Source organism: Methylomonas rivi (assembly GCF_024505165.1).
Classification (GTDB): Bacteria; Pseudomonadota; Gammaproteobacteria; order Methylococcales; family Methylomonadaceae; genus Methylomonas; species Methylomonas rivi.
In genome coordinates this window covers 18,185-31,776 of record NZ_JANIBK010000015.1, presented here as the reverse complement: position 1 = coordinate 31,776, position 13,592 = coordinate 18,185, and the positions used below count along the sequence as shown (strand labels likewise).

The following is a 13,592-nucleotide window of genomic DNA, read 5'->3' as shown; positions in this document are numbered from 1 at the left end:
CCGCCCACTTTTCCTACCGGGACGCCGTATGAAATCCGACTCTACCACCACAATACCGCGCAATTTGCAGTTGGATTTCTTTCGCGGTCTGGCCTTGATGATTATTTTCATCAACCATATGCCGTTCAACCCTTGGTTCGCTTATACCCCTTCCAGGCTCGGGCCTAGCGACGCCGCCGAAACCTTTGTGTTTTTATCCGGTTTTGCCGCCGCCATCGCTTTTGGGCGCAGTTTCCGGCAGGCGGGCCTGACTCTGGGTTCGGTCAGAGTGTTGTTTCGTTGCGGTCAGATTTATTTGGCCCATATCATTCTGTTTTTGTTGATGAGCACCTTGCTGGTCATCGTCACCGCTTGGGACGCCGACAGCGCCAAGTGGCAACTCGATAATCTAAGCTATTTTTTCGACCATACCCAGGATGCGCTGCTGGCGCTGGTCAGCCTGAAATACGTGCCTAATTTCATCGACATTCTGCCCATGTATCTGGTGATCATGCTGTGGCTGCCCATGGTTTGGGCGTTATCGCGCATCCATCGCGGCCTGGCCGTGCTGTTTTCCATCTCGCTTTATGCCGGCGCCCATTATTTCGGCTGGGAACTCACCGCCGACCCCATCAACAACCGCGTCTGGTATTTCAACCCTTTTTGCTGGCAATTGGTTTTTTTCACCGGCTTCGCCTTCGGCAGCGGTTGGCTACCCATACCGCCGTTCAGCCGTCCCCTGATGTGGCTATGCCTCGCTTACGCGGTATTTTGCTACCCGCTGGAAAACGCTTTCGGCTATGACCGGCTGCCCTGGTTTGCCGCATTTCGCGAACAGTGGGAGCCGTTACTCGACAAAAGCCACCTCGGTATAATGCGCTACCTGCACTTTCTGGCCATGACGTATCTGGCCAGCAATTGTCTGCGCAAACATCCGCGCTGGCTGCAATCCGCGGCGGCGGGCCAATTCATCACCCTGGGCCAGCAATCGTTGCCTATTTTCATGCTCGGCACCTGCCTGTCTTTCCTGGGCGGGGTATTGCTGGACGGCGAAAATCCCGGTTTAATCGATAGCGCCTGGGTCAACCTCGCCGGATTGGGCCTGATGTTACTGGCCGCGCAATTGCTGAACTGGCTCGACCGAAAGCCCTGGAAAAACGCCGGCAACGCTACGGCTTTTTCCCTCGATACCGAGTGGCCCAAACAAGCCATGCTGGCTTTCGGCCTGGCCTTTTTAACCATCGCCCCGCTGTTGTTTCTACAGGCGCAACCCGCCGACATCGGCATGGCCGCCGCGCCGATACCCGAACCGGATCTAGCCATCAGCGGGCCGGAAGAACTATCGGCGGATGCCGAAACCTTAAATACCGAAGAAGTGGCTTTTCAACCCCAAGAAAATCCCATCGAATTACCCGATACACTCTGACAGCTTTCAAATTGTCCCGCCCTTGCCATCCATCTGGAGACAGCCTTAATGCACCCCATAGTCGATAAAATCACCCAGCAAATCGTCGAACGCAGCCGAGAGAGCCGCGCCGCTTATCTGGCCCGCGTCGATGCCGCCATCGCCAACGGCCCGCAACGCACCAACCTGCCTTGCGGCAACTTGGCCCACGGTTTTGCCGTCTGCTCCGCCGTTGAAAAAGACGCGCTGTCGCACGCCGAGAAAGCCAACGTCGGCATTATTTCCGCCTACAACGACATGCTGTCGGCCCACGAACCTTACCAGCATTATCCCGAGCTGATTAAACAGGCCGTGCGCGAAGCCGGCGGCGTGGCCCAATTCGCCGGCGGCGTGCCGGCCATGTGCGACGGCGTCACCCAAGGCATGCCCGGCATGGAAATGTCCTTATTCAGCCGCGACGTCATCGCCCTGTCCACCGCTATCGGCTTAAGCCACAACATGTTCGACGCCGCCCTGTTTTTGGGCGTCTGCGACAAAATCGTCCCCGGTTTGTTGATCGGCGCCTTGAGTTTCGGCCATTTACCCGCCGTTTTCGTACCGGCCGGCCCGATGACCAGCGGCCTGTCCAACAAGGAAAAATCCCGCGCCCGGCAAAAATTCGCCGACGGCAAAATCGGCGAAAAAGAACTGTTGGAATCCGAGTCCAAATCCTACCACAGCCCCGGCACCTGTACGTTTTACGGCACCGCCAACAGCAACCAGATGATGGTGGAAATCATGGGTCTGCATTTGCCCGGCGCCTCCTTCGTTAACCCGTATACGCCGCTGCGCGACGAACTGACCAAGGCCGCCGCCAAGCAAGTGCTGAAATTCACCGCGCTGGGTAACGACTTCAGACCGATTGCGCACGTGATCGACGAAAAAGCCATCGTCAACGCCATCATCGGTTTACTGGCCACCGGCGGTTCCACCAATCACACCATTCATTTGATCGCGATTGCCCGCGCCGCCGGCATCATCGTCAACTGGGACGACTTCGACAACTTGTCCAAAGTCATTCCGCTGCTGACCAAGATTTACCCGAACGGCCCGGCCGACGTCAACCAGTTCCAGTCCGCCGGCGGCATGGGTTTGCTGATTCGCGAACTGCTGGAGCACGGTTTGCTGCACGGCGACATTCTGACCATCGGCGACCAGCGCGGCATGGCCCAATACAGCCAAGTGCCGACGCTTGCCGACGGCCGATTGCATTGGGAACAAGGCCCTGACGCATCGCTGGACCCGGACGTGATCGCTTGCGTCGAACAGCCTTTCGCCGCCGGCGGCGGCTTGCATGTGATGCACGGCAACCTGGGCCGCGGCGTATCGAAAATTTCCGCCGTGGCCGAAAAACACCAAGTTGTGACCGCACCGGCCATGGTCTTCGACGATCAACTGGATGTGGTGGCGGCCTTCAAACGCGGCGAGCTGGAAAAAGACCTCATCGTGGTACTGCGCTTCCAAGGCCCTAAAGCCAACGGCATGCCGGAATTGCATAAATTGACACCCATTTTAGGCTTGCTACAGGATAGAGGCTTTCACGTGGCCTTGATTACCGACGGCCGCATGTCCGGCGCCTCCGGCAAGGTACCTTCCGCCATCCACATGTGGCCGGAATGCATAGACGGCGGCCCGCTGGCCAAGGTACGCGACGGCGATATCATTGCCTTGAACACCCAAACCGGCGAAGTCAATGTGCAAGTCGATCCCGCCGAATTCGAAGCCCGCATCGCCGAGCCCAACCATGCCACCGGCCACCACTTCGGCATGGGCCGCGAGTTGTTCGGCGCCATGCGCGCGCAAGCGTCCACGGCGGAAACCGGCGCCACCAATTTATTTTTCGTGGATTAAAAAAGCGCAGGTTGGGTTAGCGCAGCGTAACCCAACCATTCAAGGCTTTATCGTTGAGTTACGCTGCGCTCTTGTGCCCCATGGGTAAACCCTTACATTATCGAGATTCAGACATGACCGTATCAATCAATCAAGTAATGACCACCTCGCCGGTGATGCCGGTGATGGTGATCAACCAAATCGAACAAGCCGTACCGCTGGCCCGCGCCCTGGTCGACGGCGGCCTGAAAGTGTTGGAAATCACCTTGCGCACTCCGGTGGCCTTGGAATGCATCCGCCGCATCAAGGCGGAAGTGCCCGACGCCATCGTCGGCGCAGGCACCATCATCAATACCCAAACCTTGCGGCAAGCCATCGACGCCGGCGCGCAATTCATCGTCAGCCCCGGCCTCACGCCTAGCCTGCTCGACGAGGGATTAAGCTGCGGCGTGCCTATCCTGCCCGGTGTGATTACCCCCAGCGAAGTCATGCGTTTGCTGGAAAAAGGCATTACCGCCATGAAGTTTTTCCCGGCGGAAGCGGCCGGCGGCATCCCGATGCTGAAATCCATCGGCGGCCCGCTGCCGCAAGTAACTTTCTGCCCTACCGGCGGCGTCAATCCGAAAAATGCCCCCGATTATCTGGCCCTGAACAACGTCGCCTGCGTCGGCGGCTCCTGGATGGCGCCGGCGGATTTGGTCGATGCCGGCGATTGGGCCGAAATTACCCGCAGGGCGGCGGGAGCGGCGGCGTTGAAGAAATAGTCTCGCAATCAAGGAGGACCAACACGCGCGCTGACTTAACAACTGTTTTAAACCCTGCCTGTTCCCGTTTATTAGAATACATTATGTTGAAATGCACCGAAGATCGTTATGCAACCTTTAGCATAGCCCTACACTGGTTGATGTTCATTTTAATGGTCGGCGTGTATGCCTTCATCGAACTGCGCGAACTGTTCCCCAAGGGCAGCGATCCGCGCGAGGCCATGAAAGCCCTGCATTTCATGCTGGGTTTATCGGTATTGGTACTGATACTGCCGCGTCTGATAGTTCGCTTGAGGAGCGGCACACCCGCGATCGTTCCCGCACCGCCGGCCTGGCAACGGCTAGCGGCAAAACTGGCGCATCTGGCCTTGTATCTGATCATGTTGGGCATGCCTGTTCTGGGCTGGCTGACGTTAAGCGCGGCCGGCAAACCGATTCCTTTTTACGGCTTCGAATTACCGGCCTTGCTGCCGGAAGATAAAGCGTTAGGCAAATCCTTGAAAGAACTGCACGCCACTATCGGCGAATTGGGTTATTTCCTGATCGGCTTGCATATCATTGCGGCACTGTTTCATCACTACAAGCAGCGCGACAATACCCTGGTTCGCATGCTGCCCGCCGGTAAATCAGACACACGTACACCGCGGCAATCCTGATCGGTTAGCCGTGTTAAAATTTCCGTCACAAACAACGAACAAGGCAGGCGAACATGAAAGCAAATATTGGTTTAATCGGTCTGGCCGTGATGGGTCAAAACCTGGTGTTGAACATGAACGACCACGGGTTCAAGGTGGCGGTCTACAACCGCACCACCAGCAAGGTGGACGAGTTTCTGGAAGGCCCGGCACAAGGCACCCAGGTGGTCGGCACTTACTCTTTACAAGAATTGGTCGATAGTCTGGAAGCGCCGCGCAAGGTGATGCTGATGGTGAAAGCCGGTAGCGTGGTCGATCAATATATCGAAGACTTGCTGCCTTTATTGTCTCCGGGCGACATCGTCATCGACGGAGGCAATTCGCTGTTCACCGACACCGACCGCCGCACCGCCTACCTGACCGAAAAAGGCTTGCTGTACATCGGCACCGGCGTATCCGGCGGCGAGGAAGGCGCCCGCCACGGCCCGTCCATCATGCCCGGCGGCAACAAGGCGGCCTGGCCGACCGTGAAACCGATCTTTCAGGCCATCAGCGCCCATGTCGACGGCGATCCTTGCTGCGAGTGGGTCGGCGATAACGGCGCCGGTCATTACGTAAAGATGGTGCATAACGGTATCGAATACGGCGACATGCAATTGATTTGCGAAGCCTACCAATTATTGTCGGAAGGCCTGGGCTTGAGCACCGACGAAATGCAGGCCATTTTCGCCGAATGGAACCGGGGCGAACTGAGTTCTTACCTGATCGAGATCACCGCCAATATCCTGGCCTACAAGGAAGACAACGGTCAGCCGTTGTTGAACAGCATTCTGGACACCGCCGGCCAAAAAGGCACCGGCAAATGGACCGGCATCAATGCGCTGGATTTGGGGATTCCGCTGACGCTGATCGGCGAATCGGTGTTCGCCCGTTGTTTGTCGGCGCAAAAAGACGAGCGGGTCAGGGCCGCGCAAGTCTTGCCCAAACCGGCCGCCAGCTTCAGCGGCGACAAACAGGCCATGATCGCGGCCATTCGCCAGGCTTTGTACGCCTCCAAAATCATTTCCTATGCGCAAGGCTTTAGACTGATGCGGGAAGCGGCCAAGGAATACAAGCTAAGCTTGAATTACGGCGACATTGCCTTGATGTGGCGCGGCGGCTGTATCATCCGCAGCCAGTTTTTGAACGACATCAAGCAGGCGTATACGAAAAACCCGGATCTGGAAAACCTGCTGCTGGCGGATTTTTTCATCGACGCCATGAAGCAGGCCGAAGCCGGCTGGCGGCAGGCGGTGATTCTGGGCATCCAGCTCGGCATCCCGACTCCGGCCTTCTCCTCCGCCCTGGCCTATTTCGACGGCTACCGCACCGAACGGCTGCCGGCCAACTTGCTGCAAGCGCAACGGGATTATTTCGGCGCCCACTCCTACGAACGCACCGATAAGCCGCGCGGGGAGTTTTTCCATACCGACTGGACCGGGCACGGCGGGAAGACGGCTTCCAGTACCTATACCGTATAACAGTCTAAACGCGGGCAGTTCCTGCAGCCGCCCGCGTCCAGGTTCCCACGCAAAGCCCTCATCGTTATACACATTTGGTAACTATTCAGCGTAGGTTGATGGGTTAGGCGCTAGCCGTAACCCAACGCATCGGCTTATGGCGGTGCAATGGCTTCGATTGTCGGGTTACGCTCTATCGAGCTAACCCAACCTACGCAATTGATCCGCATCGGCGGGCATTCACTGAATAGTTACCAAATGTGTATAACGATGAGCGCAAAACACGGGAACCGTAAGCGGTGTTTTTTGGGCTAAATCCTTAATGAATGTGCACTTGGCGCGACTTTACCGTGTCGCTCCTGCGCAAGGTATAGCTTTCCTGATTGCCCGGCATAGGCGCGCCCTTGCTATCCAGCTGAACCAACGTACCTTCGTCTTCAATACGGAACTGTCTTATGGCTGCGTCCTTGCGCGGCGTCAAAACCACGGTGCGGGTCTTTTCATCCCATGTGTATTTGCCTTTTTCGTAAAACTCTCTCGACGATTCTTTTGCATACTGGCTCACCAGCAGGTAATTGTTGTTCTGCTTCAGGGACAAGGTCATTTTCAGACCGTCGCAATCGTCGCACGGCAAAAAACCGTAAAACACGCCATGAAACGTCTGGCTTTGATCTGGCGCTTTGTCATGGGCCGAGTGGTCCATATGCGGCTGGGACGTCGATTCGCGCGTTTTCAGGACTTTTTCCTGCATTTGCATGTCCGACAATGCCAGCGCGGGTTGATGGGCAAATAATAGGGTGCTGAAAAACATCAAAGGCAGATTTATTTTTATCATTATTTTTTTCTTAATGTTTATGGTGGAAAACCCATCGTTACCAATGGGGCAATGTTTTAAACTCGTAACTATTCGAGTAGGTTAGGCGCCAGCCATAGCCCAACGCATCGGCTGATGGCAGTGCAAATTGCGTCGATTGCCGGGTTACGCTCTAGCAAGCTAACCTACGCAATCGGCCCGTATCAGCCGGCATTCGCCAGATAGTGACTTAAATTCCAGCTTCCGCGCAACGGAAAAAATTTACCAGGAATATCCTGAAGGTCAACAGCCCGTTTTGCCGCGCTCGGCCAATCCGGGCGGATTATCGCTCCACAAAGTCATAAACCCGATATCGCTCCACCATCGGACGCAACACCTCACGGGCAACCCGGCCATATTCCGGATGCTGTAAAAACGTTTCAAAAGCCGACTGGTTTTCGAACACGCCGGCTATCGCCACATCGTAGGATTCGTCCAACGCGGCACTGCCGCGCCGCTGCTTGGCCTGGGCCGGCGTGCCGACATCGTAAGCCAGCACGCCGGGCAATTTGGCCAGGGCTTTGCTCTCATCGATATAGCGCTGCCTGAGGCTTGCATCCCCCGGTTGCTTGAGCCACACCACCACCAGATGATGCAAACGAGGTTGCTGCGCTATTGGGGCGGAGGCGCAGCCGGACAAAAAAATGGCCGACAGGATCAGTAACCGCCTAATCATCACGCCGCCTTCCATTTGATATTGCAACCGATGCTGGGAATTTGCTCGGCGGCTATGGGTTGACCGGCCAATAGATTATCCAGCGCATTGCGCAAATCCTCGCCGGAAACCGGCAGTTCATTCTTGGGCGTGGAGCCGTCCAGCCGCCCCCGGTAAACGCAGGCCAAGTTGGCGTCGAACAAATAAATATCCGGCGTACAGGCGGCCTGGTAGGCTTTGGCCACCGCCTGGCTTTCATCATACAAATAGGCGGCGAACGGATTGCCCCACTCGGCCATCAGCTCATGCATTTTGTCCGGCGCATCCATTGGGTAATCTACAATATCGTTAGAACTAATCGCTATGCTTGAAACACCCAAGATGGCATATTGCTGGGCAATGGCGATCAATTGCTGCTTAACATGCAGTACGTATGGACAATGGTTACAGATGAACATGATCAGGGTACCCTGTTCGCCTTGCAGTTCCCGCAGACCCATGTGCTGTCCGCTAATGGTGTCCGGCAAATAAAAATCCGGCGCTATCGTGCCTAAAGGCAACATGTTGGAAGGGGTGGCGGCCATAAGTTCTCCTCGGCTAAGCGTTATAAAACCCGGATTATAAAACAGCCCCGAAACTGGTTTTACCTGAAAAATCGCTTTACTATGAAAGGCCAGGTCCGTATTCCAAGGCAGGTATCGCAGATGATTGAGCACTATAACCATACTATTCAACTGCAAAATGCCCCCCGCTTAAACAATTACGTCATCACCGAAAAACTGGGCGAAAGCCTGCAAGCCACGGTTTTTAAAGGGTTTCACAAACATGTACCGGATTACGCGCTGGTCATCAAATGCCTGAAACTGCTGTCCAGTTGGGAAGACCAGTCCCGGCATTTACGCCAGAAAGTCGAACGCTTAAAAGTGCTGCACGACCCACGCATCTGCACCCCGCTAACCCTGGAGAGCAGCGACGACCATCAATTCATCGTACAACCCTGGTTCGGCGGCCTGCCGTTAAATATTTGGGCAAGCGGCCAAGCCCCTATCGAACTGGCCGACTTTCTCAGTCTGGCCTGCGCTTTGGCCGATACCCTGCAAACCGTGCATGACGCCGGCATCACCCACGGAGGCGTTAAGCCGCACAATATTTTGGTACTGCCGGACACCCTGAGCGTACGCTTGACCGACTTCATCACGCCGCTGGACATCCGCGACGTCAGCCATTTTATTTACGATCCGGAATTCGTCCGCAACACCCTTGCCTATACTTCGCCCGAACAGACCGGCCGCATCAATTACCGGGTGGATTTTTCCACCGATTTGTATTCGCTGGGCATCGTGTTTTACGAACTGCTGACAGGCGGATTGCCGTTTTTTTCCGCCGACCCGCTGGAACTGATTCACTCGCATCTGGCCGAAGAAGCCCGCAAGGCGCATACCGTCAATCCGAACATTCCGGTGACCTTGGCGGAAATCGTTCACAAACTGACGTTGAAGCAGCCGGAAAAACGCTATCAAAGCGCCGCCGGCTTGCTGGCGGATTTAAGGCGCTGCCAGGCGGAACTCCAAAAACAAGGCCGCATTTCCAACTTCAGCCTGTGCCAACACGACCTGAGCCGGCGGGTGGTTTTCATCTCCAAAATGGTCGGCCGTCAGGCGGAAAGCGCGCTGATATACCAGGAATATCGGCAGGTCATGTCCGGGCGGTTCCGCTCGGCATTCATTTCCGGCTTGTCCGGCATAGGCAAAACCCGTCTGATCCAGGAATTGCAGAAACCGCTGGTTAAGAACCGAGGCTATTTCACCTCCGGCAAATTCGATCAGTATCAAAAAAACATTCCTTACAGCTCCTTCATACAAGCCCTGCGTAACTTGATTCGCACCTTTCTCACCGAAAGCAACGAGCAGGTAGCGCAATGGAAGCATAAAATCCTCGAAGCCGTGGAAAGCCATGGCGGGGTGATTATCGACGTGGTGCCGGAGCTGGAGTTCATCATCGGCCCGCAACCCGAGCCCGTGCCGTTGCCGCCGGTGGAAGCGCGTAACCGCTTCAACAATTTATTCGGGCGTTTTCTGGCCTGTCTGGCCAGCGAGAACAACCCGCTGGTGTTGTTTATCGACGATTTGCAATGGTGCGATACCGCCACGTTCGATTTTCTGCAAAACCTGTTCGCCAACCACGGCGAACACCCTTATCTGTTTTTTATAGGTGCGTACCGCCACAACGAAGTGGACTCCGCCCACCCCTTGAGCAAATTGATCCACGCCGTTCGCGACAATGCCGGACCCTTGGCGGAAATCCGCCTGGAAGCTCTCAGCGCCAGCGATTGCCATGAAATGGTGACTTACATTCTCGATGCGGAAGCGGCCGCTACCGCGCAACTGGCATGCTTTATCGCCGACTTGACCGAAGGCAACCCCTTGTTCGTCAGTGAAAGCCTGGCCTGGCTGTACAACGAGGGCCTGCTCGGCACCGACGAAGACCTGCATTGGTTCTGGGATATGCAACGCATCCGCGACACCCAAATGCCGGCCAGCGTGGTGGAACTGTTCAGCGCCAAAGTGCAAAAACTGCCCCTCAAGACCCTGCATATCCTCAACCATTGCGCCTGCATGGGTAACCGTTTTACCGCCGAAAACGTGGCCTTGGTAATGGACATACGTATCGAACAACTGTTTGAAGATCTCAAGCCGGTACTTAGTTCGAGTTTATTGCTGGAAAACAAATCCGATCTGCAATTCGTGCACGACCGCGTACAAGAAGCGGTACTGCGCCAGGTCGATGTTACGATCAGGCCCGGCATACACTGGCGCATCGGTAAAAAACTGCTCGATGCGGCGCTGGCGAATGCGCACCTGAAAATCAAGGACAATTTGCACGTGGGCCGGATTGAATATCAATGCGCCGTCGAACATAACGTCGATTTAGAAAACCTGGACAATCTGTTCACCATTACCGCCCATCTCAATCAAGGCCGTGCCGCCGAATTGGATACAGAAACCGCATACTGGCTGGCCGATATTAATTTTCACGCCGGCAACAAGGCCTTGGATGCGCTGGCCGGCGAAGCCGCCAACGAATTTTTCCTGCAAGCCCACGACTATCTGCCGGCCGACTGCTGGGAAATGGCCTACCCTTTGACCTTTAGAATCTATCAGCGCCTGGCGAAAACCAATCTGATGCGCGGCCAATACGAACATTCCGAGGCGCTATTGAATCGCTTGATCGAACATGCGGTCAGCGACCTGGACAAAGCAGAGGCATTGGCCGACCAGACCACCTCGCTGTCGTCGTTCGGCAACTTCAACCAAGCCATCCAGACCGCCAACCGGGGCCTGGCCTACTTTGAAAAATCGATTCCGGCCGATGCCGACCAAGCCCGGCAACAAATGCAGGTGTTGATGGTGCAAATCCAGCAACAAGGCGATGTCTGGCAAACAATTTTAAAAATGCCGTTTACCCGCGAACGCAAAAGTAAAATCGAACTGGCCTTTTACAGCGAGCTGATCCCGGACCTGTATATGTGCGGTCTGGTACCGCAGCTGTATCTGTCGGCGGCGCAATCCACGCTGCATTGCCTGGAAGGCGGCATGGACGAATCGGTGATTTATTCGTTCTCCATCATGGGCCTGAATCTCGGCGAACAGGGCCGCTTCGACGAAGCCTTTAAATACCAGGATCTGGCGCACGACCTGTGCGCCAAATATCCCAATACCTTCGGCGCCACCCGCGGCATGAACGGCATCGTCTGGTGCAACATGCACAGCCGCAGCCATCCGGCGGAGATCGTCGATTATGCGCACAAAGGCATACAGTGCGGCAAAAACTGCGGCGATTTGTATAACGCCGGCTTGTCTTACGGCCCTCTGATGTGGAACTTGATGGTACAGGGTAAAAACCTGCGCCAACTGGAAGAAGCCGCGGAAGAGTGCCTGCAATTTTCCCGTAAAAACCAACTGTCGTTTTCGGTGGGCTTGGCCGAAGCGGTGCTGGCGGGTTGGGTACAACCGATGAAACCGGATTATCAAGCCGCCGACATGACCGCTACCCTGCAACGCTGGGCCACCGATAATTATGTGGCGGCATCCGGCAGTTATTTTGCGTTACTGGGCTTTGCCCAATATTTTTTGGGCGAATACCGGTCGGCCGCGCAATCCTTGCAACAGGTGGAGGATTATCTGCACGGACTGACCGACAATGTCCTGAAAAGACTCTGGTATGTCTTCAAAATTCTGATTCGCCTGCGCCAGCCGGAAGCACCGGACTGGCCGGAAATAGATGCCGAAATCGCCCCCTTGTTGGGCAAATTGGAAACCTGGGCCGAACTGGGACCGTTATTAAAACCGTATCTGGCGTTCATTCGGGCGGAAATCGCCCTGAAACAAGGCTTTTACCGGGAAGCGCGTAACCTGTATTTCGATGCCATCGCTCTGGCCCAGGCTCAACACTACGGTTTGCTAAGCGGACACTTGTACGAAATGCTGGCGGATTTGTTAAACGAATACCGGCTTGGCGATGCGGAATTGTATTACGCAGAAGCCCGCCGCCACTACCGCCTATGCCGGGCGGATGCCAAAAGCAACCGTCTGCAGGAACGGCGCCCCTATGTAGGCGGCGACACGGCGGCGCGCGGCAACCGCAACGAAGTCTCGCATGAAACCCTGCCCAGCCTGGATATCAACTACCTGATGAAATCGGCCTTGGCGCTGTCGGCGGAAATCGATTTAAGCCAATTGATGCAAAAAATCATGGCGGTGGTGCTGGAAAGTTCCGCCGCCCAGCATGGTTATCTGTTGATCGAACAAGGCGGGGCATTGCTGGTCTGCGCCGAACAACACGTCGGCAAAAAGCAATTGCCGCAAAAACCGGCCTATTCGATCGCTAAAACTCGCGGCATTTGCCGGGCCATCGTCAATTACGTACAGCGCACCCATGCCAAAGTGGTTTTACACGATGCGATGAATTGCGGGGATTTTCAAAACGCCCCGGAAGTGCAGACCCTGAAACTGCGCTCGGTATTATGTCTGCCCATCATCAAGCAATCCGAATTTATCGGCCTGCTTTATTTGGAAAACCGCTTGGCCGAAGGCGTGTTCACGCTGGAAAAAATCAGCATGACCGAATTATTGACTGCTCAGGCCGCCATTTCCCTGGAAAACGCCAAGCTGCTGGAACAAACCCAGCTGGCGTATTTGCAATTGCAGGAAAACCAGGAACACATGCTGCAAATGGAAAAACTCTCGGCCATGGGCACCCTGGTCGGCGGCGTGGCGCACGAAATCAACAATCCCTTGATGGGCGTGATGAACTTTGTGGAATTTGTCGCCGACCGCACCGACGATCCGAAATCCAAACAAATTCTCGAGCAAGCGCTGCAACAAATTCAGCGCATCAAAAAAATCGTTTCCAACATGTTGGTGTTCATGCGCAGCAAATCCGTCACCGGCGGGCATTGCTCCTTTTCCGAGGTACTCGAGCAAAGCTTGTTATTGTTGGAAGGCGAACTGCGCAAAGCGGCTATTACGATTGAAATGGATATACCGGACACCTTACCGGACATCGCCTGTCCGGCCGAATGTCTGCAACAGATTTTGGTGAATTTACTGATCAATGCCCGCGATGCCTTGCTGGATTCGGCACAACCTAAAATTGAGATTGTTGCTATGCTCAACGGGCAAACCCTGGCTGTGTCGATTAGCGACAACGGCCCTGGTATTAGCCAGGAAGTCCAAAGCCGCATGTTCGATCCTTTTTTTACCACCAAGCCCCCCGGCAAAGGCACCGGCCTGGGTTTATCGGTCACCCGCCGGCTGATACAAGACAGCGGCGGCGCGATCGATATCGACAGCCGGCCGGGAGCGGGCTGCCGGATTCGCCTCGATTTCCACATTTTCGATAGCTAATTGCCGGCATTCCTTGGATAATTATGA

Annotated in this window: 9 protein-coding genes; 6 read left to right on the top strand and 3 right to left on the bottom strand. The window is 55.4% G+C overall.

The features are described 5' to 3' along the window. Positions 1 to 28: 28 nt before the first annotated feature. The 5 genes from NP596_RS04730 to gnd all read left to right on the top strand — a co-directional run bounded on the left by NP596_RS04730 (position 29) and on the right by gnd (position 6,172). Positions 29 to 1,405, top strand: a complete 1,377-nt coding sequence (locus NP596_RS04730) for an OpgC family protein (RefSeq protein ID WP_256614109.1) — start codon at positions 29 to 31, stop codon at positions 1,403 to 1,405. A 48-nt stretch (positions 1,406 to 1,453) separates the two neighbouring features. Further along, positions 1,454 to 3,274, top strand: a complete 1,821-nt coding sequence (gene edd / locus NP596_RS04725) for a phosphogluconate dehydratase (RefSeq protein ID WP_256614108.1) — start codon at positions 1,454 to 1,456, stop codon at positions 3,272 to 3,274. A gap of 113 nt (positions 3,275 to 3,387) precedes the next feature. Further along, positions 3,388 to 4,017: a bifunctional 4-hydroxy-2-oxoglutarate aldolase/2-dehydro-3-deoxy-phosphogluconate aldolase gene (locus NP596_RS04720; RefSeq protein WP_256614107.1), complete on the top strand. Its 630-nt coding sequence runs from the start codon at positions 3,388 to 3,390 to the stop codon at positions 4,015 to 4,017. 83 nt (positions 4,018 to 4,100) lie between these two features. After that, positions 4,101 to 4,673, top strand: a complete 573-nt coding sequence (locus NP596_RS04715) for a cytochrome b (protein ID WP_256614106.1) — start codon at positions 4,101 to 4,103, stop codon at positions 4,671 to 4,673. Positions 4,674 to 4,726: 53 nt separating this feature from the next. Next, entirely contained in the window at positions 4,727 to 6,172 is a 1,446-nt protein-coding gene (gene gnd / locus NP596_RS04710) for a decarboxylating NADP(+)-dependent phosphogluconate dehydrogenase (protein WP_256614104.1), read from the top strand. A 298-nt stretch (positions 6,173 to 6,470) separates the two neighbouring features. Here gnd and NP596_RS04705 read toward each other — a convergent pair whose 3' ends face one another. From NP596_RS04705 to NP596_RS04695, 3 genes are all read right to left on the bottom strand, one after another. Then, positions 6,471 to 6,986, bottom strand: coding sequence for a copper resistance protein NlpE (locus NP596_RS04705; protein ID WP_256614103.1), 516 nt, complete (start codon positions 6,984 to 6,986; stop codon positions 6,471 to 6,473). Positions 6,987 to 7,287: 301 nt separating this feature from the next. Further along, positions 7,288 to 7,680 carry a Dabb family protein gene (locus tag NP596_RS04700; protein WP_256614132.1) on the bottom strand — a complete coding sequence of 131 codons (393 nt, stop codon included), beginning with the start codon at positions 7,678 to 7,680 and terminating at the stop codon, positions 7,288 to 7,290. Continuing rightward, complete coding sequence (locus tag NP596_RS04695) at positions 7,680 to 8,243, bottom strand: thioredoxin family protein (RefSeq protein WP_256614102.1); 564 nt, start codon at positions 8,241 to 8,243, stop codon at positions 7,680 to 7,682. Before NP596_RS04695 ends, NP596_RS04700 begins: the two co-directional genes overlap by 1 nt. Before the next feature lie 120 nt (positions 8,244 to 8,363). Here NP596_RS04695 and NP596_RS04690 point away from each other — a divergent pair, with 120 nt between their 5' ends. Further along, positions 8,364 to 13,565 (top strand): ATP-binding sensor histidine kinase, encoded by a 5,202-nt coding sequence (locus tag NP596_RS04690; RefSeq protein ID WP_256614101.1) that lies wholly within the window; start codon positions 8,364 to 8,366, stop codon positions 13,563 to 13,565. Positions 13,566 to 13,592: the final 27 nt, after the last annotated feature.